Below are 19,478 nucleotides of genomic sequence, written 5' to 3' on the forward strand. Positions count from 1 at the left end.
TGAGTCGCCGGCGGATGTCCTTGATGTGACACTTCGCCCTGTTTAGTCTTCGCCGGGTAGGCGCCGCCGCGGGGTTTCCCCGCGCCCGCGCCGCTGTCCCGGAAGCGAGGTGTGGAGCGCGTGGTGCGACGGACGCGTGTGCTGGTCGCGCTGACCCTGCTGGCCTCCGCGCTCGCCGCCTGCGGTGGTGACGGGGACACCTCCCGGCCCACCCTGAACTGGTACAACTTCCCCGACGACTCCGGTGCCCTGCAGCAGGCCGCCGACCGCTGCAGCCGGGCATCCGGCGGCCGCTACCGCATCAGCTACCAGAAACTGCCCCGCGCGGCCGACGGCCAGCGCCAGCAGATGGTGCGCAGGCTCGCCGCCGAGGACGACTCCCTCGACATCCTGGGCCTCGACGTCACCTGGGCCGCCGAGTTCGCCGAGGCCCGCTGGATCCGCGAGTGGACCGGCGAGGCGAAGCGGCGGGCCACCGAGGGCACCCTCCGCGTCCCCCTGCAGACGGCCACCTGGAAGGGCAGGCTGTACGCCGTCCCGTACAACACCAACACCCAGCTCCTGTGGTACCGCACGGATCTGGTGCCCACCCCGCCCGCCACCTGGGCCGAGATGATCGACATGTCCCGCGATCTCGCCCGGCGGGGAGAACCGCACTACGTGGAGATCCAGGGTGCCCAGTACGAGGGCCTCACCGTCTGGTTCAACTCGCTCATCAACAGCGCGGGCGGCACCATTCTCAACCCGAGCGCCACCGAGCCCTCCCTCGGCCCGCCCGCCGTACGGGCCGCCACGGTCATGCGGGAACTCGCGAACTCCCCGGCCGCCGACCCCTCCCTGCCCAACCAGATGGAGGACCAGAACCGACTCGCCATGGAGTCCGGCACGGCCGCCTTCGAGATCAACTACCCGTTCGTCTATCCGTCGATGAAGGCGAACAACCCGGCGCTGTTCAAGAACTTCCGCTGGGCGCCGTACCCGCGCGTCGACGCCGGCCGTCCCGCCCGCCCCACCATCGGCGGCATCGACCTCGCCGTGAGCGCCTACTCCCGCCACCCCGACCTCGCCTTCGAGGCCGCCCTGTGCCTGCGCGACCGGGAGAACCAGCTCACCGCCGCGCTCGACGGCGGACTCCCGCCCACCCTGCGCGCCCTCTACGACGAACCCGCCTTCAAGAAGGCGTACCCCTTCTCCCAGGAGGTGCTGGCCGCCCTGGAGTCCGCGAGCGTACGGCCGCTCACCCCCGCCTACCAGAACGTGTCGATCGCCGTCTCCCATGCCCTGTCCCCGCCCTCCGGAATCGATCCGAAGAGCGCGGTCGGCACCATCCGGGAACAGATCGACCAGGCCCTGCGATCCGAGGGTGTGATCCCGTGAGCACCATGGCGGAGCCTGCGAAGGCCAAATCGCGGAGCCGGAAGGAGATCTCCGCCGGCGCCCGGCAGGAACGCCGGCTCGGCTGGCTGCTGTGCGCACCCGCCGTCCTCGTCATGACCGCCGTGACCGCCTACCCCATCGGCTACGCGGTCTACCTCTCGCTGCAACGCTACGACCTGCGCTTCCCCGACCGGGCGGAGTTCGTGGGCCTGAGCAACTACGGGTCCGTACTGACCTCCCCGTTCTGGTGGGACGCCTTCTGGGTCACCGTGTTCCTCACCGCCGTGTCCGTGGCCATCGAACTCGTCCTCGGCATGGGCCTCGCCCTGGTGATGCACCGCACGCTCTTCGCCCGCGGCACCGTACGCACCGCGGTCCTCGTCCCGTACGGCATCGTCACCGTCGTCGCCGCCTTCTCCTGGCAGTACGCCTGGACACCCGAACTCGGCTACCTCGCCGACCTGTTGCCCAGCGGCGACGCCCCGCTCACCGAGCAGTGGCCCGCGCTGTGGCTGATCGTCCTCGCCGAGGTGTGGAAGACCACCCCGTTCATGGCGCTGCTCCTGCTCGCCGGCCTCGCCCTCGTCCCCGAGGAGACCCTGAAGGCGGCCATGGTCGACGGCGCCACCCCCTGGCAGCGGTTCACCAGGGTCATGCTGCCGCTGATGAAACCGGCCATCCTGGTCGCCCTCCTCTTCCGCACCCTCGACGCCTTCCGGATCTTCGACAACATCTACGTGCTCACCTCGGGCGCGCAGGGCACCGGCTCCCTGTCGATCCTCGGCTACGACAACCTGTTCACCGCGCTGAACCTGGGCATCGGGTCGGCGATCTCGGTCCTGATCTTCCTCTGTGTCGGGATCATCGCCTTCACCTTCGTCAGGCTGTTCGGCGCCGCGGCACCGGGCGCGGAGGTGAAGCGCTGATGGCCGCCGTCGGCAGGTCCCACGCCACCCGCTGGGGCGTCGTCAACGTCGTGGTGGTGCTGTACGCCCTGTTCCCGGTGTGGTGGATCGCCGCCCTGTCGTTCAAGGACCCCGGCACCCTCACCGACGGCAACTACATCCCCCGCGACTGGACCTGGGAGAACTACCGGGGCATCTTCGAGACCTCCGAGTTCACCCGCGCGCTGGTCAACTCGATCGGCATCGCCCTGATCGCCACCGTGATCGCGGTGGTCCTCGGCACCATGGCCGCCTACGCGGTGGCCCGGCTGAGGTTTCCCGGAAAGCGGCTCCTCATCGGCATGTCGCTGCTCATCGCCATGTTCCCGCCGATCTCCCTGGTGTCCCCGCTGTTCGAGATCGAGCGGATCATCGGGATCTTCGACACCTGGACCGGGCTGATCATCCCGTACATGACGTTCTCGCTGCCGCTGGCGATCTACACCCTGTCGGCGTTCTTCCGGGAGATCCCCTGGGACCTGGAGAAGGCCGCCAAGGTCGACGGGGCCACCCCGGCGCAGGCCTTCCGGCTGGTCATCGTGCCGCTGGCCGCGCCCGGCGTGTTCACCACCGCCATCCTCGTGTTCATCTTCTGCTGGAACGACTTCCTGTTCGCGATCTCGCTGACCTCCACCGAGTCCGCGCGCACGGTCCCCGCCGCGATCGCGTTCTTCACCGGCAGCTCGCAGTTCCAGCAGCCCACCGGGTCGATCGCCGCCGCGGCCGTGGTGATCACCGTCCCGATCATCATCTTCGTCCTGCTCTTCCAGCGGCGGATCGTCGCCGGACTGACCTCCGGGGCGGTCAAGGGATGAGCCCGAAGGCAAGGAGGCGCCACCCATGGCCGAGATCGTCCTAGAGGGAGTCACCAAGCGCTATCCCGACGGATCCCTCGCCGTACGGGACGTCGACCTCGACATCGCCGACGGCGAGTTCGTGATCCTGGTCGGACCCTCCGGCTGCGGCAAGTCCACCACCCTGAACATGATCGCCGGGCTGGAGGACATCACCGAGGGCACCCTGCGCATCGGCGGCCGGGTCGTCAACGACCTCGCGCCCAAGGAGCGCGACGTCGCCATGGTGTTCCAGAGCTACGCCCTGTATCCGCACATGAGCGTGCGGGAGAACATGGGGTTCCCGCTGCGGCTGGCGAAGGTCGACAAGGCGGTCATCGACAGCAAGGTGGAGGAGGCCGCCCGGGTGCTCGACCTCGGCGAGTTCCTGGACCGCAAGCCCGCCAACCTCTCCGGCGGCCAGCGCCAGCGGGTCGCCATGGGGCGGGCGATCGTCCGTGACCCCGAGGCGTTCCTCATGGACGAGCCGCTGTCCAACCTCGACGCCAAACTCCGGGTGCAGATGCGCACCCAGATCTCCCGGCTGCAACGCCGCCTGGGCACCACCACCGTGTACGTCACCCACGACCAGACCGAGGCGATGACCCTCGGGGACCGGGTCGTGGTGATGCGGCAGGGCCTGGTGCAGCAGGTCGGCAGCCCCGCCCAGCTCTACGAGATGCCGCGCAACCTGTTCGTGGCCGGCTTCATCGGCTCACCGGCGATGAACTTCCTCCACGCCTCCCTGTCGGGCGGAGCCCTGCGCACCCCGCTCGGCGACCTGCCCCTCGACGACCGTACGATCCGGGCGCTCGAGGAGCGCGACGCGCCCCGCGAGGTCATCGTCGGGCTGCGACCCGAGGCCTTCGAGGACGCGAGCCTGGCGCACGGGACCGGCGGCCCCGTCGTCACCGCCACCGTGGACGTGCTGGAGTCGCTCGGCTCCGACGCGTACGTCTACTTCAGCGCGGAGGGCGGCCCGGTGACGACGGCCGAACTGGAGGAACTCGCCACGGACTCCGGTGTACGCGACACCGGGGCCGGGGGCGGCCAGCAGATCGTGGCCCGGCTGAACGCCGCCACCCGGGCCCGTGAGGGCGCGCCCGTCGAACTCCGGGTCGACATGGGCAAGGCCCATGTCTTCGACCCGTCGACCGGGAGCAACCTCACCCACCCGGAGAAGCACTGAGGGGCGGTCCCTCAGACCACACAGCCGGCGTGCGCCAGCGCCTGCTTCAGCAGCACTCCGTGACCGCCCGGCATCTCGCTCTGCACCGCCTGCGACAAGGCCTCCCGCGGGCTGAACCACACCAGGTCGAGGGCGTCCTGCCGGGGCCGGCAGTCGCCCGTCACCGGCACGATGTACGCCAGCGACACCGCGTGCTGACGCGGATCGTGGAACGGGGTGACGCCGTGCGTGGGGAAGTACTCCGCGACCGTGAACGGCTGCAGCGACGCCGGGACGCGGGGCAGCGCCACCGGGCCGAGGTCCTTCTCCAGATGGCGCAGCAGGGCGTCGCGGACCCGCTCGTGGTGCAGCACCCTGCCGGAGACCAGGGTCCGGCTGACCGTCCCGTCGGGCCCTATGCGCAGCAGCAGCCCGACGCTGGTGACTTCACCGCTGTCGTCGACACGCACGGGCACGGCCTCGACGTACAGGATCGGCATCTGGGCGCGTGCCATCTCCAGATCGTCGGAGGACAGCCAGCCCGGCGTGGTTTCGGTCATGTCAGACATTGCTTGATCATACTTTCAGCGTGCAGGGCTTCACGGCCACCGCGCCGTACTGCGGCACCGCGGGGGCGTCGGACGTGGCATGCCAGCGCGAGCAGGACACCAGACCGGGCTCGATCAGATCGAGACCGTCGAAGAAGGCGGTGACGTCCGCGGCGCTGCGGGCGGTGATCGGGGGAGTGGCGTTGGCGTTCCAGAACTCCATGGCCGGGACCTGCAGTTCGCCGCCGACCTCGGTGTCGAACGTGGGGTGGGTGAGCACCAGGAAGCTGCCCGGGGGCACCTTCGCCATGATGCTGCGGACTATCTCCCGCGCCTTGGCGGTGTCGAGCACGAAGTTCAGGATGCCCAGCATCATCACCGCGATGGGCCGGGTGACGTCCAGGGTGCCGGCGGCGCGCTCCAGGATGGCGTCCGGGTCGTGCACATCGGCGTCGATGTAGGCGGTGGCGCCCTCGCGCGTGCCCGTGAGCAGGGTGCGGGCGTGGACGAGCACGATCGGGTCGTTGTCCACGTACACGATCCGTGAGTCCGGCGCGATCCGCTGCGCGATCTCATGGGTGTTGTCCGCCGTCGGCAGGCCGGTGCCGATGTCGAGGAACTGCCGCACACCGCGCTCACCGGCCAGATACGTCACCGCCCGGCCCAGGAAGTCCCGGTCGGCGCGGGCGATGTCCCGGATGACGGGGTTGATCGAGGCGACGTGCTCGCCGACCCGCTGGTCGACCTCGTAGTTGTCCTTGCCGCCGATCCAGTAGTTCCACACGCGCGCGTTGTGCGCCACACCGGTGTTGACTCTGGCCGAGCCGCTCGGCGGGGTGTGGCTCTCACTCACGGTCTCTCCCTCTCCCTCGCCCGTGGCGGCCGTAGCGGGCCACCGACGGCCATTGTGCCCCGCGGTGATCACGTTGTCCCGCGAATGAGGGAGGGGGAAACCCGTGTTGACGGCTGGTCACCGGGCACCGGCGTGCTCCAGCGAGTCCTCGGCCACGTCCTTGTCGATCGCCGCACGGACCAACGCGGCCGCGAGGACCGCCGGTTCGGTACGTCCCGCGAGGCCGAGGAGCCGCTCCCGGTCCTCGGGCAGGTCGAGCCGCCGCGCGCCCTGGAGGGCCTTGGCGTCCAGCTCGGGCGCCGCCTCCGGCCAGACACGCTGGACCTCGCGCAGGAAGATGTCGGCACCGGCCGGTCCCATGCCGGGGAACTCCCGCAGCAGGCGCCGCAGTTCACCCACGTCGCCATGCGCCTCCTCGCGGAGCCTGCGCAGATCACCGCCCCAGCGTTCGGCCAGCAGCCGGGCGCCGTCGCCCAGTTGTGTGGCGCTGCGCTCGTCGTAGCGGCGGTAGCCGCCCCGGCCGAGCGCGTCCACCCGTTCCTGCCACGTGGCCTCCGCCATACGGCGGGGGTCACGCAGGCCCGCCTCGTACAGGGCGCGGGCGGAGGCCACGGCGATCGATCCCCTGATCCGGGCGCTGAGCAGATGGGCCAGCACCAGCAGCCGGTACAGCGGCTGAGGGGTGTCCCGCAGCCTGATCCCGGCCTCCTCCGCGTACGTCGTGCCGTGCGCGCCGACGAGGGCGCGCACCACCCGCTCGTCCCGGCCGGCCACGGCTCACGCCTTGAGCGGGTCGTGGCCGAGGGACATCAGGTGGTGCCGGCGGGGGGTGTCCTCGGCCGTGGGCTCGTTCTCCATGTCCGTCTGCTCGGTCACGGCGTCCACGACCTCCTCCATCACCCGCAGATCGTCGTCGGTGAGGTCGGTGCGGCGCTTCTGCAGGATGGCGAGGACGTGCTGTCCCGTCTCGTCGCCGGCCCGGTCGGGCAGCGGCTCCGTCGTCTCACCGGCCTCGCTCACCCGCAGCCAGGCGGCCAGCTCCGCCGACGTCATGTTCACCACGCGGTGGAACTCGTCCCACAGCGCGTCCATCTCGAGGGCGTCGGTCATCATGTGCCCCTTACGTGCGTGTGTTTCCCGGGCGGGGCGGCTCGGGACCGCCCGGAGCCGCCGGGACCGCCCGGATCGGTCGGCGCCCGCCCTGGGGTCCAGGACCCGCGAGGCGGTTCACGACCCCCGGGCGGTTCAGGACCCGCCAGGCGGTTCAGGAAGCGCCCGGGTGGTTCTCCGCCTCGAACATCCAGCGCTGCTTCTCCAGGTCCGCGGTGATCGAGATCAGCAGGTCCTGGGTGACCAGGTCCGCCTTCTCGGTGGCGTCGATGCGCTCGCGCAGCCGTGTGACGGCCGCGCCCAGCGCCTCCGTCATCACCTCCACGGCCTGGGAGTCGCGCAGCCAGCCCTCCTTCGGGGCGGGCAGCGAGAAGACCTTGGCGATGGTCTCCGGACGGCCGTCCGGCGGCACGCCGAGCGCGGAGGACCGCTCCGCCACCGTGTCGGCGTGGGTGCGCGCGGTGGAGACCACCTCGTCCAGCTGGAGGTGAACGGAACGGAACCGCGGGCCCACGACGTTCCAGTGCGCCTGCTTCGCGATCAGTGACAGCCCGAGCAGGTCCACCAGGGTGTCCTGGAGGGCCTCGCCGGAAACCCGGCGGGCCTCGTCGGGCAGGGTGCTCCTCACAACGGTCATGGGGTGCCGTTCCTCCTTCTCGTGTCGTCGGGTGGTCCGGCGCGGCGGCGTCCGGCGCCCCGCGCGACCACTCCGTCGACGCGCGGGTGCCCGTGGCCGTCCGGGACAAACCCCCGCGGCGGCCGGCCAGGATCTTCCCAGGGGGCCACCCGCGGTCTATAGTCAAAAACTAGCGGTGCTAATTAATGGGTGCCGCCCCGCAGCACAGCCGTCGGCATCGGTCAGGAGTCCTGTCGTGCGTCCCGTCCACTTCGCGGCCGCCCGCCGCACCCCCATCGGCAAACTGCGCGGAGCCCTGTCCACCGTACGGCCCGACGATCTCGCCGCCGCCGTGATCCGCGGGCTGGTCGCCGACGTGCCCGCGCTGGACCCGGCCCGCGTCGACGACGTCTACTGGGGCGCCGCGAACCAGGCCGGCGAGGACAACCGCAACGTCGCCCGGATGGCCGCGCTGCTCGCCGGGCTGCCCGAGTCCGTCCCCGGCGCCACCGTCAACCGGCTGTGCGCCTCCGGCCTCGAGGCCGTGACCACCGCCGCCCGCGCCATCGCGGCCGGCGAGGCCGACATCGTCGTCGCCGGCGGCTCCGAGTCGATGAGCCGGGCCCCCTTCGTGCTGCCCCGCCCCGACGAGGCCCTCCCGCACCGCATCGAGACCGTCGACACCCGGCTCGGCTGGCGGCTGGTCAACCCCGCGATGAAGGAACTCCACGGGCTGCTGGCCATGGGCGAGACCGCCGAGGAGGTCGCCGCCCGGTACGACGTCCCTCGCGCACGCCAGGACGAGTTCGCCCTGCGTAGCCACCAGCGCGCCGCCGAGGCCCGCAAGAACGGCCACTTCGACGACGAACTCCTCCCCGTCACCCGCCCGGACGGCGTGGTCGTCGAGACCGACGAGTGCGTCCGCGAGGACACCTCGATCGAGAAGCTGGCCCGCCTGAAGCCCGTGTTCCGCACGGGCGGTTCCGTCACCGCGGGCAACGCCTCCCCGATGAACGACGGCGCCGCCGGCCTGATCCTCGTCAGCGAGGAGGCCCTCGACGAGCTTGGCCTGGAGTCGCTCGGCCGCTATGTCGCCGGCGCCTCCGCCGGCGTCCACCCGGACGTCATGGGCATCGGCCCCGTCCCCGCCACCCGCAAGGTGCTCGCCCGCGCCGGCTGGACCATCGGCGACCTCCAGGAGGCCGAGTTCAACGAGGCGTTCGCGGCCCAGGCCCTGGCCTGCGTCGACCAGCTCGGCATCGACCCCGGGCTGGTCAACCCCAGCGGCGGCGCGATCGCGCTCGGCCACCCGCTGGGCTGTTCCGGCGCCCGCATCCTCACCACCCTGCTGCACCGCATGCGCCGCACCGGCGCCGGACGCGGCCTGGCGACCATGTGCGTGGGTGTGGGACAGGGCAGCGCGCTGCTGGTCGAGAGGCACTGACCGGCACCCCGGGCGTCACAGGGCGAGACGCTCCTTACGGCCGCCGATTGCCTGCGCATAGCATCTGTCCCCGTAATGAACATGATGACGCCCTGGGACCTCAACGGCTGGGAGTTCGCCGCGCTCGCCTTCGCGGCCCTGCTCGTCGGCTTCTCCAAGACCGCCGTCAGCGGGGCCAACACGGTCAGCCTCGCCATCTTCGCCGCGGTGCTGCCCGCCAGGGCCTCCACCGGCATCCTGCTGCCCATCCTGATCGCCGGTGACATCCTCGCCGTCCTCACCTACCGCAGGCACGCCCACTGGCCCACCCTGTGGCGGCTGTTCCCGGCGGTCGCGGCGGGCGTCGTCGCCGGCACCCTGTTCCTGGTGTGGGCCGACGACGGGATCGTACGGATCTCGATCGGCGCGATCCTGCTGCTGATGGCCGGGGTGACGGTGTGGCGGCGGCGGACCGCCGCCGCGGACCGGGAGCCCGACGGGGTCAGCACCCGGGCGGGCCGGGCCAAGGCCCGCTCCTACGGCGTCCTCGGCGGCTTCACCACCATGGTCGCCAACGCCGGCGGTCCGGTGATGTCGATGTACCTGCTCTCCGCGGGCTTCCGGAAGCTCGGCTTCCTGGGCACCTCGGCGTTCTTCTTCCTCATCGTCAACACCTCCAAGCTGCCCTTCAGCGCCGGCCTGGGCCTGATCGACGCCGACTCGCTGCTCCTGGACGCGGCGCTCGTGCTGTTCGTGGTGCCCGGCGCGCTCCTCGGCCGCTGGGCGGTGGACCGGATCAACCAGCGGCTGTTCGAGCGGCTGGTGATCGCGGCGACCGTGGTGGGCGGTGTACAGCTACTGGTGCCCTGAGCGGGGCCCGGCCGCCTCGCTCCGCCCGCCCGGCTCGTCCGGGTCCGTGGGCGGTACGGCCGGCGGCTGCGGCTCGTACGGCGCGGGGTGCGGCCGGTGGAGCCGGCTGGGCGCGGCGGTACGGCCGACCGTCGCCGCCAGCTTGCGCAGCCGCCGCCAGTCCAGCCGGGGCGGGGCCTGGGTGACGCCGGGCCGCCTGCGGGGGACCCGGACGCGCAGCGCGCCGGGGGCGATACGGCAGTGGACCGGCGCGGGCAGCACCATCGCCTCACCGTCGACCCCGGCCTCGATCTCCGCCCGGTCCGCCTCGACGTGCACCTCGGTGGCGGTCACGATGGTCAGCCCGCTCGGCTCCGGGTTCAGCAGCAGGGCGGCGGCACTGATGGCGCCCTCCAGCTTCACCCCGAGGACACCGAGCGCGGCGCCGTCCAGCCGCTCCCGCCGGCCGAGACCGAAGGGGTCGCCGGTGCGGTACGGATTGTTGCTGACCAGCACGGCCTGCGGCGCGGTGAGCGTGGTGTCCCCGGCGCGCGCGACCAGCCGGGGCCCCTCCCGCCCGGTGAGCAGGCCGGGCAGCATCTCCAGACTCGTGCCGATCTTGTCGTCGCGGTAGGCGGGGCTCTGCACGATCGCCGCGTACGCGCCGAAGGAGGCGTTGTTCACGAACGGCTGCTCGCCCGCGAAACCCAGGTCGACGCGGAGCTCGACGCCGTCCGTGAGCGCGTCGAGACAGGCGGCCGGGTTCCCGCGGTCCAGGCCGAGGTCCAGGGCGAAGTGATTGCGCGTACCGGCGCTGATCACCAGGAACGGGATGTCGTGCTCGGCCGCCACCGCCGCCACCAGCGCCTGGGTGCCGTCTCCGCCGGCCGCCCCCAGCAGATCCGCGCCGTCCGCCACGGCCTGGCGGGCCAGCGCGGTGACGTCGTGCTGCTCGCCGGGTTCCAGCAGCACCACCTGGGCGCCCAGCCGCTCCGCCTTCTCCCGCAGCCGGAACCGGCCCACCTTGCCGCCGCCCGACCGGGGATTCATGATCAGCACCGGCCTCCGGGGCGGCGGCAGCCGCCGCTCCCGCACTTCGGCGTGGTGCCCGCCGCCCGGCCCGCGCAACGCGAACCTGCCGCTCCACACGGCCAGTCCCCACAGGGTCAGGGACACCAGCAGCGCCCAGAACAACGTCACGGCGAACAGGGCGATCAGACCCGCCGGAACACAGACGGCGACCAGCGCGGACACCCAGCGCAGCGGGCCCCGCTGGGTCAGCGTCCACCACACGGCGGCCGCGCTGAGCCCCAGTCCCGCGACCCCGCACACCAGCAGCAGCAGACCGCGCAGCCCGCCGTACACAAGGGGAGTCGCCACCGCGAGCGCCGCGGCGGCCAGCGCTCCCCGCGCCGCCCATCGCTGGGCGTGATAGCTCCGCCCACTCCAGTCCACGGCCATGGTTCCTCCCGTCACCCGGCGTCATCGTAGGTGGTGTGCGGACATGTGTGCGGCCGGACGCCGATCTTCGTCGGGCGGGCCGGTGCCCCGGGGGCCGGGGGCGAGGTCCGCGTGGGCGGTTTCGGCGGCACGGAGGGACTGGCGGACTGGCTGGGCGCACAGCGCGTGGACGCGGTCGTCGACGCCACGCACGCCTTCGCCGCGGCCATCACGGCGAACGCGGCACGTGCGGCGGCCGTCACCGGGTTGCCGCTGGTCGTTCTGCGCCGGCCGGGGTGACGGCGGTCCCCGACGTACCGACGGCCCCGCACCGGCTGGACGTCCTCGACCGGCCATGACCCGGCGGGTGGCCGTGCCCGGCCCGGAGCTGCCGCTCAGCTCTCGTCCGGGCGCCTGCGCAGCAGGTAGGTGTCCATGATCCAGCCCTTGCGTTCGCGGGCCTTCGCGCGGAGGTGCTCGATGCGCGGCGCGGCCTCGGCGAGCGGTCCGGAGACCAGGATCTCGTCCGGGGTGCCTATGTAGGCGCCCCAGTAGATGTCCACGTCCTGGTCGGCGTACGCGCGAAAGCTCTGGTGGGCGTCCAGCATCACCACCACGTCGTCCACGCCCTCCGGGAACCCCTCGGCGAGCCGCCGTCCGGTGGTGATCTGCACCGGGCGGGCGACCCGGTTGAGCCCCGTACGGTGCCGGGCGGCGAGCGCCGACACACTGCTGATGCCCGGCACGACGTCGAAGCCGAAGACGACCCGGCCGCGCTCCAGCACCTCCTCCAGGATGCCGATCGTGCTGTCGTAGAGCGACGGATCGCCCCACACCAGGAACGCCCCGGTCTGCTCCTCGCCCAGTTCCTCGGAGATCAGCCGCTCGTAGATGTCCGCGCGGGCGCTGCGCCAGTCCCCGACGGCGGGGGAGTAGGCAGAACCCCCGGCCTTCCGGTCCCGCTCCGGGTCACGCGCCTCGACGACGCGGTAGCCGCCCCCCGGTATGTGCGCCTCGAGCATGTCGCGGCGCAGCCCGGTCAGGTCCGCCTTCGCCTCACCCTTGTCCAGGATGAAGAACACGTCCGTGTCCCGCAGCGCCTTGACGGCCTGCAGGGTCAGCTGGTCGGGGTCGCCCGCGCCGATACCGATGACATGAATCTCTCGCACGCCCCGAGTCTGCCGCACGCCACCGACAACGCGTAGGGCGCATCCCACCCGGCCGTCAGCGCAGCCGTGGTGCCCGCGCACCCGCGTCCACCACGGTGCCGTCCTCCACCTCGGCCGCCAGTTCCCCCGCCCAGGCGATCACACCCGCCAGATCGATCCCGTGCGGCCGGAACCCGCCCTCCGCCGCCCACGCCTGCGCCGCCCCGGCCCCGCGCCGCAGCAGCCGCGCCCCGCCGGTGACGTTCCCGCGCGCGGCATGGGTGAGGCCCACCGCGAGCTGGGCCAGCCCCCGCCACAGCTCGCGCTCCTCCTGGGGCCCCGACTTCCAGGCGTCCTCGAACACCTCGTGCGCGTGGAACGGCTTCCCCTCGTCCAGCAGCCGCTGCGCCTCCGCGACACTCTCCTCCGGCCGCCGTACGACCCCTTCCGGCTGCCGGGCCACACCCGGCGCGCCGTACGGGAGGGGCCGCCCAAGGCCGTCACGCGGCCGCGCGTTGCGCGCCCGCCCCTCGCTGTCCCGGTCCCGCGCGGCGACCGTCCGGTCCGACGACGTGCTCTCCATGCTGCCCATGCGCCGATTGTCCCGCGCCCGGTCCGATTCGGGGCGTCCCGGGGGTGTGGGGTAAAGTGCTGTTCGCGCGATCACGCGGTTCACCGCACGTGAGCGCACCGGGACGTGGCGCAGCTTGGTAGCGCACTTGACTGGGGGTCAAGGGGTCGCAGGTTCAAATCCTGTCGTCCCGACTTTACGAAGTCGCGGGTCAAGGGCCGTTTCAGAGATCATCTGAAGCGGCCCTTGATCGTTCCCGGGACCGTGCGATGGCCGTTCCGCCGACCGCCCCGGCGGTGGCAGACGCGACTCCAGCAGCGACCACGCGCGATTCGCCGGGTCCCCCGCCCCGTAAGCCGACCGACGAGTGACCGGTCGGAAAAGTCGCATGATCCGCCGAATAATGCCCAGAGGGTGCGCCCGCTTTGCATCTCGGGCCCACGTATTCGAGCCGTATCTCTGCGTGGATGTGCTTATTCGAGCACGTGTGCGACCTCGTTATGTGATGATCCGAATGCGCTGTGGGTGCTTACCCACGGCGCGTTTCGACGTGTCCGGAAAGGTGGAGGATTCCGCTTGCGAAGATCCATAAGATCCATGAGGCACAGGGCGACCTGGCTCGGGGTGATCATGTTCTCCGTGCTGTTATCCCTGATGGCGCCCGCGGCCCAGGCCCAGGAAGAGGGGGAGCCGGCCGGCCGGTTCACCGTCACGCGCCCCGACGGGAGTCCCGCCGAGTGGCCCGAAGCGTCCGGGAACCTCAAGGAGCGTGTCGAGCGGTCTCAGCAGGAGACGCCAGGACAGACCCTGAAGAGGAACAGCCACGCGGAGAAAATCCAGCAGAGCAGGAAAGCCGAGCCCCGGCTCGCCGGAGACTTCCCTTCCGTGTCGATGACGGAATGCTATACCGCTCCGTACGGCGACAAGACTTCTCTCGTCATCAGCCACTGGCAGTGGTGCAGCTCACTCATCGGAAGCTACTCCTCCTACGACAAATGCAAGGGTCCGCCGCCCGGAAACGGGTGCGTGGAGATCGGAAGCGTTCAGTTCCGTGTGGGAATCATGGGGCAGGGATATCAGGAGAAGAGCGATCCCGGTGCTCGCAAGGTGCGGTACTGGATGCAACTGGACCAGCCAAAGGTCTTCGGAGCTCCACGCCTCACGGACAATCTTTCCTTCTTCGGCAACTGCATCAGCTTTTCCGCGGACAAGCCCTGCACCGCGGACCCGGGAAACGGGCGCGTCGACACCATAGCGGGATGGATGGCAGCGGGTCACGTGGACTGGGAGTACACGTCTCCCGAAGGAGCCCTCACCGGTGACAAGATCGCGTACTTCGACTTCTCCCTCAATTCTCTGGTGGCTCAGCAGTATCCGGTTCCGGGAATCGTCATAGCTCCTGGCACCACCGGATTCCGCTGCGACTCGGCTTCGTACATGAAGTGGCCGGTAGGTATCCCCTCCTACGGATGCGTCTTCGACGGAGTCATATCCACCTGGAAGTTCATGGCGAAGTCCGACGTCGCCGAAACCGCGAAGCACGTGTGGACGGCCCAGTTCAAGCCGAACCTCACCAGGCCGCCCAGTGTGGGCTCCAAGATGATTCCCGGATCGGTGCGGAGCGGTATGCCGCTCGACCGGCTGGCGGGAGCAACCGGCAGCGAAAACGATGTCCTCCATGGAAAGAACCGGGACAAGTCGACCGCGACCTGCAAGGTGAATTTCGGCAAAGAATACTCCAGAGGAAACACGCGCGACTGCGACGAATACCCGATGGCTTCGACCAGGGAAGGAGCCTGGACAGGTGACGCGCAGGACGAGGACGGCACGGCTCACTTCTCGGTGAGGCCATTGACCAAGGCCGACAACGGGGCGGCCGGGCGACTCCTCAATGATTTCTATCTCGCCGACCGGATCATCAACACGGATGAGTTCTACGTCGACGTCCGGGCGGCAGACGGAGGCCCCTACGCCGGGGTCGAGGAGCCGGTGGGCGTCTCTTCTCCGGTGTCGAACCGTTCCTGTGATCTCCGGCAGCCGGTCGTCTCCGATGTGAAGACCGGCACCGCACCGGAGAAGACCTTCCTGGACTACGCCAGGACGACGCCCGACGGATGGACCGGTGGGGACTCCACCTACTCCGTCGAGCTCCCGGACGGTCGCATCCTCTGGCTCTTCTCGGACACCTTCCTGGGCCCGCTCAACAGCGACGGCACCAGGCCGACGAGCGCACCGCTCGTCAACAGCACCATCGTGGTGCAGAACGGCCAGCAGCTCACCACCCTGCGAGGCGGGCCCAAGACGAGGCCCGAAGGTCTCATGAAGCCCGCCGCGGACCAACACTGGTACTGGCTCGGCGACGGTCAGCTGCACAAGGAGGGTGGCGTCACCTACCTCCAGGTGCTCTTCCAGGAGTACTACAAGTTCGGCCCAGGCTCATGGGACTTCGCGCACAAGGCCAACTTCGTGGCGACCTTCTCGCTCGACGACCTCGGCACGGCGCACGGACATGAGCCCCTGTACGTCGATCCGGTGCCCTCGACACCCGGGGTGGGCTGGGGATCCGCGCTCATGCCCGCCGGCCTGAGCGGCGACGGCTACACGTACATCTACGGAGTGGACGACGCCCCGCTGGACAAGAAGATGCGCATCGCCCGCGTCAAGGGCACCGACCTCACGGGGACGTGGGAGTACCTCAATCCGGGTGCCGGCGGCTGGATGAAGAGCGAGAAGCAGGCAGCCAACGTCCACAACGGAATAGCGAACGAGTACAGCGTCACCCCGTGGCACGGCGGATTCATGGTGGTCAGCCAGACCAGCAAGGAAGCCTTCAGCGGGGAGATCAAGGCATCCGTGTCCTGCTCTCCGCACGGACCCTTCCAACTGGAGACGGACGTCTACCGTATGCCCGAACCGGGACCCTGGGGCAGCTACGGGAACCCGAACATCATCAGCTACAACGCACACGTCCACAGCTCGATGCTCAACGGTGGGGCGGGCCCCTATACGCTCTCGTACAACGTGAACAGCATGGACAGCCGAGTCGAGGCCGGTGCTGATCACTACCGTGATCCGGGCATCTACAAGCCGCGGTTCATCACGTTCCGGATGACCCCCGGCGGGGGGACGTTGAAGTAGGCCCCCGACGCTGATCGCCGACCCGAAGGCCTGCCGGCTGATCCGCCCGGATCAGCCGGCAGGCCACATCTGCAGCAGCCAGAACTCCAGGGGGTCCTCGTGCGGCCCCTCGGGCGGGAAGGGATCGAGGGCCAGGGTCGCCACCAGGTGTTCCCGGCCCCGGCACAGGAGTCGCAGGACGTAGGTGCCGGACGGGACCTGGATCATGCCGTACGCGACACCGCCCAGGTCCACGACCGACACGTGTCCGCTCGACGATGCGCGGAAATCGCGCTCGTAGTCCCAGTCCTCGGAGGGCCTGGACGCGGGACCGTCCCAGACCTCCAGGCGCACCAGCGGGTAGAAGTCGTTGTCGCTGGAGTTCAGCCTCAGACCGTCCCCCGGGATCTCGACGACATCGTCGTCCGCGGGAGGCTCCTCGAAGAAGACGGGACCGATCTGAATCGTCCGGTAGAAGACCCGGGGGCGAATCTCGACGGCATCCACCACCTTGGCCATGTGCCCTCCCTGCGCCCGGTCTTCCAGCTGATGGATCGACGTGTCGCACTCTACGCGGCGGCCGTCCCGGGGCAGGCGCTTCAGCGCAGGGTGATCCGCGCGGTCACCGGCAGGTGGTCGCTGCCGGTGGCCGGCAGGGCGCGGATGCCGGTGACCGTCGCCGAGCGGGCCATGACCTGGTCGATCCGGGCCAGCGGGAGACCGGCCGGGAAGCTGAAGGCGAAGCCCCGCCGGGCCACGTTCATCCGCGAGGTGAGCGGCGACAGCCCGCGGTCGTCGACCGTGCCGTTGAGGTCTCCCAGCAGGATCACCGTGCCCAGCGGTTCGGCGGCGACCGCCTCGCCCAGCAGACCGGCGCTCTCGTCACGCCGGGCCGAGGTGAGGCCGCCCGCCCCGACCCGGACCGACGGCAGGTGCGCCACGTACGCGGCGACCTCGCCGTACGGCGTGCGGACCACGGCCCGCAGTCCGCGGCTCCAGGGCTCGGTGATGTCCCGCGGCTTGATGTCGAGCGCGCGGGCGCCGGTGAGCGGATGCCTCGACCACAGCCCGACGGTGCCCCGGACCGCGTGGTACGGATACTCCCGCGCGAGCGTCCTCCCGTAGACCGGCAGTGCGGCCGGGACCACTTCCTGCAGGGCGATGAGGTCGGGCCGCGCGGCGGCCAGGGCACGGGCCGTGCCCGCCGGATCGGTGTTCACGTCGCTGACGTTGTGCTGCACCACCACCAGCTCACGCGGGCCGGACTTCCCGGCGGGCAGGAACAGCCCGCCGAAGAGGTACGTCCACGCCACCGCCGGCAGCAGCAGGGCCACCAGGGCGGTGGCCGAACGGCGCAGCAGGGCCACGACGAGGAGCACCACGACCACCAGCCCGAGCCACGGCAGGAACACCTCCAGCAGACTGCCCGCCCGGCCCACGGAGTTGGGGACCAGCCGGTGGAACACCAGCAGCCCCGCCGTCAGTACGGCCGACCCCGCGAGTACCCGCCCGCGCGCCCACGACCACCTGCGCTGTGCCACGTCGCTTCCCGTCCGCTCGACTCCCTGTCTCAGGACGCGATCGCGGAGTGGATCAGTTTCAGCAGATCCGACACGCTTGACTTGGAGCGCTCTTCAAGCGGAAGACTCCCGATCCGTGCCCCGACAACGGGGTGCGAAACGGGAGGGAACACCCATGAAGTACTGCACCATCGGCACGGGTCCGCACAGCCGCCGGGTGAGCGTGCTCGCGCTCGGGGCGATGCTGTTCGGGTCCATGACCGACGAGAAGACCTCCTTCGCCGTACTCGACCGCTACGTCGAGGCCGGCGGGAACTTCATCGACACGTCCGACAACTACGCCTTCTGGACCGACGGCGGCCAGGGCGGACAGAGCGAGGAACTGCTCGGCCGCTGGCGCCGCAGCCGCGGGGCCGGTGACGAGATCGTCGTCGCCACCAAGCTCGGCGCCCGCCCCCTCGCCCCCGGCACCAGCTACACCGACAACCCCGAGGGCCTGTCCGCGAAGGTGATCCGGGAGGCCTCCGAGCGCAGCCGCGAGCGGCTCGGCATGGAGCGGCTGGACCTGCTGTACGCGCACATCGACGACCACACCGTCCCCCAGCGCGAGACGGTCGAGGCCTTCGGGGAACTGGTCGCCGAGGGCACGGTGGGCCTGCTCGGGGTGAGCAACCAGGCCGTGTGGCGGGTGGAGCGGGCCCGAGCCCTCGCGGCACAGGCCGGACTGCCCGGATACGAGGTCCTGCAGTACCACCACAGCCTGCTGCGGCCCCGCTCCGACGTGCCCAGCGACCTGTTCCCCGACGGCAACCTGGGCCACGTGGGCCCCGAGATGGCCGGCTATCTGCGCGCCGAGCCCGGCCTCACCCTGGTCGCCTACTCACCGCTGCTCGGCGGCGCCTACGCCCGCCCCGAGCGGCTCGCCGGCGACTACGACCACCCGGGCACCCCGGCCCGCCTCGCCGTGCTGCACGAGGTCGCCCGGGAGACCGGGGCGACGCCGGGCCAGGTCGTGCTGGCCTGGCAGCTCGGTCACGAGCTGCCGATCCTCCCGCTGGCCGGGGCGTCGTCGGTGGCGCAGCTGGACGAGAACCTGGCCGCGGTGGACCTGGAGCTGTCGCCGGAGCAGTGGGCCCGGCTCGACGCCGCGCACTGAGCACGCCTCACGGCCTGACCAGCAGCTGGAAGTCGAACGAGTACCGGGACGCGCGGTAGATGTGGGTGCCGTACTCCACCGCGCGCCCGGTGTCGTCGTAGGCCGTGCGCTGCATGGTGAGCAGGGCGGCGCCCTCCTTCTCGTCCAGGCGGGACGCCTCGGCCGCGGTGGCCGCGCGGGCGCCGACGGTCTGGCGGGCGCTGTGCAGGGTGATGCCGGCCGTGCGCATCATCCGGTACAGGCCGGTCGCCTCCAGCCGGTCGGTGTCCAGGGCGAGCAGGTCCGGCGGCAGGTAGTTGCACAGCAGCGCGACCGGCCGGCCGTGGGTGCGGCGCAGGCGTTCCAGGAGGGCGACCTCGGTGCCCTCGGCCAGTCCGAGGGCCGCCGCCACCGCCGCGGGCGCCGGGACCGTCTCGTTGCGCATCACCCGCGTGGTCGGGCCCTGCCCGGCCGCCTCCAGGTCGTCGTAGAGACTGCTCAGCTCCAGGGGCCGTCTGACCTGGCTGTGCACCACCTGGGTGCCCACCCCCCGCCGCCGGACCAGCAGCCCCTTGTCGACGAGGGACTGGATGGCCTGGCGGACGGTGGGCCGGGACAGCCCCAGCCGTACGGACAGGTCGACCTCGTTGCCCAGCAGATTGCCCGGGGCGAGGACGCCCTGCTCGATCGCCGCCTCCAGCTGCTGCGCGAGCTGGTAGTACAGCGGCACCGGACTGCCCCGGTCCAGGGCGAAGTCCAGCGTGCTCAGCGCGGGTTCGGTCGCGGCACGTGCGGGGCCACCGGTCTTCGCCATGGACGGTCCTCT

19 protein-coding genes, 1 tRNA gene and 1 pseudogene are annotated in these 19,478 nt (G+C 70.9%); 10 read left to right on the forward strand and 11 right to left on the reverse strand.

Annotated features, from left to right (window positions below; translation table 11 throughout):
* Positions 1 to 123: 123 nt before the first annotated feature.
* Genes IF28_RS0128365 through IF28_RS0128380 form a run of 4 tightly spaced genes read left to right on the forward strand, consistent with a single transcriptional unit; the run spans position 124 to position 4,343 of the window.
* Positions 124 to 1,377, forward strand: coding sequence for an ABC transporter substrate-binding protein (locus IF28_RS0128365; protein WP_030225889.1), 1,254 nt, complete (start codon positions 124 to 126; stop codon positions 1,375 to 1,377).
* 5 nt (positions 1,378 to 1,382) lie between these two features.
* Entirely contained in the window at positions 1,383 to 2,303 is a 921-nt protein-coding gene (locus IF28_RS0128370) for a carbohydrate ABC transporter permease (RefSeq protein ID WP_051713924.1), read from the forward strand.
* Complete coding sequence (locus IF28_RS0128375; RefSeq protein WP_030225892.1) at positions 2,303 to 3,136, forward strand: carbohydrate ABC transporter permease; 834 nt, start codon at positions 2,303 to 2,305, stop codon at positions 3,134 to 3,136. The genes IF28_RS0128370 and IF28_RS0128375 overlap by 1 nt, the downstream gene beginning before the upstream one ends.
* Before the next feature lie 25 nt (positions 3,137 to 3,161).
* Entirely contained in the window at positions 3,162 to 4,343 is a 1,182-nt protein-coding gene (locus tag IF28_RS0128380; RefSeq protein ID WP_030225896.1) for an ABC transporter ATP-binding protein, read from the forward strand.
* Between the two features lie 11 nt (positions 4,344 to 4,354).
* Here the strand turns inward: IF28_RS0128380 and IF28_RS0128385 are convergent, their stop codons facing one another.
* From IF28_RS0128385 to IF28_RS0128405, 5 genes are all read right to left on the reverse strand, one after another.
* Positions 4,355 to 4,882, reverse strand: a complete 528-nt coding sequence (locus tag IF28_RS0128385; RefSeq protein ID WP_030225899.1) for an NUDIX hydrolase family protein — start codon at positions 4,880 to 4,882, stop codon at positions 4,355 to 4,357.
* A 16-nt stretch (positions 4,883 to 4,898) separates the two neighbouring features.
* Entirely contained in the window at positions 4,899 to 5,723 is an 825-nt protein-coding gene (locus IF28_RS0128390) for an SAM-dependent methyltransferase (protein ID WP_030225901.1), read from the reverse strand.
* A 117-nt stretch (positions 5,724 to 5,840) separates the two neighbouring features.
* Positions 5,841 to 6,497: an endonuclease gene (locus tag IF28_RS0128395; RefSeq protein WP_030225905.1), complete on the reverse strand. Its 657-nt coding sequence runs from the start codon at positions 6,495 to 6,497 to the stop codon at positions 5,841 to 5,843.
* 3 nt (positions 6,498 to 6,500) lie between these two features.
* Positions 6,501 to 6,833 carry a DUF3140 domain-containing protein gene (locus tag IF28_RS0128400; protein ID WP_030225908.1) on the reverse strand — a complete coding sequence of 111 codons (333 nt, stop codon included), beginning with the start codon at positions 6,831 to 6,833 and terminating at the stop codon, positions 6,501 to 6,503.
* 154 nt (positions 6,834 to 6,987) lie between these two features.
* Positions 6,988 to 7,470: a Dps family protein gene (locus IF28_RS0128405; protein WP_030225910.1), complete on the reverse strand. Its 483-nt coding sequence runs from the start codon at positions 7,468 to 7,470 to the stop codon at positions 6,988 to 6,990.
* Between the two features lie 235 nt (positions 7,471 to 7,705).
* Here IF28_RS0128405 and IF28_RS0128410 point away from each other — a divergent pair, with 235 nt between their 5' ends.
* Positions 7,706 to 8,893 (forward strand): thiolase family protein, encoded by a 1,188-nt coding sequence (locus IF28_RS0128410; RefSeq protein WP_030225913.1) that lies wholly within the window; start codon positions 7,706 to 7,708, stop codon positions 8,891 to 8,893.
* 75 nt (positions 8,894 to 8,968) lie between these two features.
* Positions 8,969 to 9,742 carry a sulfite exporter TauE/SafE family protein gene (locus IF28_RS0128415; RefSeq protein ID WP_030225915.1) on the forward strand — a complete coding sequence of 258 codons (774 nt, stop codon included), beginning with the start codon at positions 8,969 to 8,971 and terminating at the stop codon, positions 9,740 to 9,742.
* On the opposite strand, the gene IF28_RS0128420 is transcribed toward IF28_RS0128415, so the two are convergent.
* Positions 9,728 to 11,182: a diacylglycerol/lipid kinase family protein gene (locus tag IF28_RS0128420; protein WP_030225918.1), complete on the reverse strand. Its 1,455-nt coding sequence runs from the start codon at positions 11,180 to 11,182 to the stop codon at positions 9,728 to 9,730. The genes IF28_RS0128415 and IF28_RS0128420 overlap by 15 nt on opposite strands.
* A 30-nt stretch (positions 11,183 to 11,212) precedes the next feature.
* Between IF28_RS0128420 and IF28_RS0128425 the strand changes: the two are divergent.
* Positions 11,213 to 11,458: pseudogene (locus IF28_RS0128425) on the forward strand (precorrin-6A/cobalt-precorrin-6A reductase); the annotation flags it as partial.
* A 98-nt stretch (positions 11,459 to 11,556) separates the two neighbouring features.
* Here the strand turns inward: IF28_RS0128425 and cobF are convergent.
* Together cobF and IF28_RS0128435 are read right to left on the reverse strand one after the other, a co-directional pair.
* Positions 11,557 to 12,330: a precorrin-6A synthase (deacetylating) gene (cobF, locus tag IF28_RS0128430; RefSeq protein ID WP_030225924.1), complete on the reverse strand. Its 774-nt coding sequence runs from the start codon at positions 12,328 to 12,330 to the stop codon at positions 11,557 to 11,559.
* A 55-nt stretch (positions 12,331 to 12,385) separates the two neighbouring features.
* Positions 12,386 to 12,901 (reverse strand): DUF309 domain-containing protein, encoded by a 516-nt coding sequence (locus IF28_RS0128435; protein ID WP_030225927.1) that lies wholly within the window; start codon positions 12,899 to 12,901, stop codon positions 12,386 to 12,388.
* Between the two features lie 99 nt (positions 12,902 to 13,000).
* Between IF28_RS0128435 and IF28_RS0128440 the strand changes: the two genes are divergently transcribed.
* Both IF28_RS0128440 and IF28_RS37170 read left to right on the forward strand, forming a co-directional pair.
* A tRNA-Pro gene (locus tag IF28_RS0128440) sits at positions 13,001 to 13,074 on the forward strand.
* A gap of 382 nt (positions 13,075 to 13,456) precedes the next feature.
* Complete coding sequence (locus tag IF28_RS37170) at positions 13,457 to 16,018, forward strand: NucA/NucB deoxyribonuclease domain-containing protein (RefSeq protein WP_158713722.1); 2,562 nt, start codon at positions 13,457 to 13,459, stop codon at positions 16,016 to 16,018.
* 51 nt (positions 16,019 to 16,069) lie between these two features.
* Here IF28_RS37170 and IF28_RS0128450 read toward each other — a convergent pair whose 3' ends face one another.
* Together IF28_RS0128450 and IF28_RS0128455 are read right to left on the reverse strand one after the other, a co-directional pair.
* Entirely contained in the window at positions 16,070 to 16,516 is a 447-nt protein-coding gene (locus IF28_RS0128450) for a hypothetical protein (protein WP_030225934.1), read from the reverse strand.
* Positions 16,517 to 16,596: 80 nt separating this feature from the next.
* Complete coding sequence (locus IF28_RS0128455) at positions 16,597 to 17,538, reverse strand: endonuclease/exonuclease/phosphatase family protein (RefSeq protein ID WP_234325361.1); 942 nt, start codon at positions 17,536 to 17,538, stop codon at positions 16,597 to 16,599.
* A gap of 154 nt (positions 17,539 to 17,692) precedes the next feature.
* Between IF28_RS0128455 and IF28_RS0128460 the strand changes: the two genes are divergently transcribed.
* Positions 17,693 to 18,673: an aldo/keto reductase gene (locus tag IF28_RS0128460; RefSeq protein WP_030225939.1), complete on the forward strand. Its 981-nt coding sequence runs from the start codon at positions 17,693 to 17,695 to the stop codon at positions 18,671 to 18,673.
* A gap of 7 nt (positions 18,674 to 18,680) precedes the next feature.
* Here IF28_RS0128460 and IF28_RS0128465 read toward each other — a convergent pair whose 3' ends face one another.
* On the reverse strand, positions 18,681 to 19,466 hold the full coding sequence (locus IF28_RS0128465) for a GntR family transcriptional regulator (RefSeq protein ID WP_030225943.1): 786 nt from the start codon (positions 19,464 to 19,466) through the stop codon (positions 18,681 to 18,683).
* Positions 19,467 to 19,478: the final 12 nt, after the last annotated feature.

The organism is Streptomyces sp. NRRL WC-3626 (assembly GCF_000718785.1).
In the GTDB taxonomy this organism is placed as follows: domain Bacteria; phylum Actinomycetota; class Actinomycetes; order Streptomycetales; family Streptomycetaceae; genus Streptomyces; species Streptomyces edwardsiae.

Coding starts and splice junctions, on each gene's coding strand:
- IF28_RS0128450 (WP_030225934.1), bottom strand. CDS start 16,516: ATGGCCAAGGTGGTGGATGCCGTCGAGATTCGCCCCCGGGTCTTCTAC.
- IF28_RS0128380 (WP_030225896.1), top strand. CDS start 3,162: ATGGCCGAGATCGTCCTAGAGGGAGTCACCAAGCGCTATCCCGACGGA.
- IF28_RS0128405 (WP_030225910.1), bottom strand. CDS start 7,470: ATGACCGTTGTGAGGAGCACCCTGCCCGACGAGGCCCGCCGGGTTTCC.
- IF28_RS0128460 (WP_030225939.1), top strand. CDS start 17,693: ATGAAGTACTGCACCATCGGCACGGGTCCGCACAGCCGCCGGGTGAGC.
- IF28_RS0128465 (WP_030225943.1), bottom strand. CDS start 19,466: ATGGCGAAGACCGGTGGCCCCGCACGTGCCGCGACCGAACCCGCGCTG.
- IF28_RS0128400 (WP_030225908.1), bottom strand. CDS start 6,833: ATGACCGACGCCCTCGAGATGGACGCGCTGTGGGACGAGTTCCACCGC.
- IF28_RS0128370 (WP_051713924.1), top strand. CDS start 1,383: ATGGCGGAGCCTGCGAAGGCCAAATCGCGGAGCCGGAAGGAGATCTCC.
- IF28_RS0128415 (WP_030225915.1), top strand. CDS start 8,969: ATGAACATGATGACGCCCTGGGACCTCAACGGCTGGGAGTTCGCCGCG.
- IF28_RS0128375 (WP_030225892.1), top strand. CDS start 2,303: ATGGCCGCCGTCGGCAGGTCCCACGCCACCCGCTGGGGCGTCGTCAAC.
- IF28_RS0128385 (WP_030225899.1), bottom strand. CDS start 4,882: ATGACCGAAACCACGCCGGGCTGGCTGTCCTCCGACGATCTGGAGATG.
- IF28_RS0128435 (WP_030225927.1), bottom strand. CDS start 12,901: ATGGGCAGCATGGAGAGCACGTCGTCGGACCGGACGGTCGCCGCGCGG.
- IF28_RS0128420 (WP_030225918.1), bottom strand. CDS start 11,182: ATGGCCGTGGACTGGAGTGGGCGGAGCTATCACGCCCAGCGATGGGCG.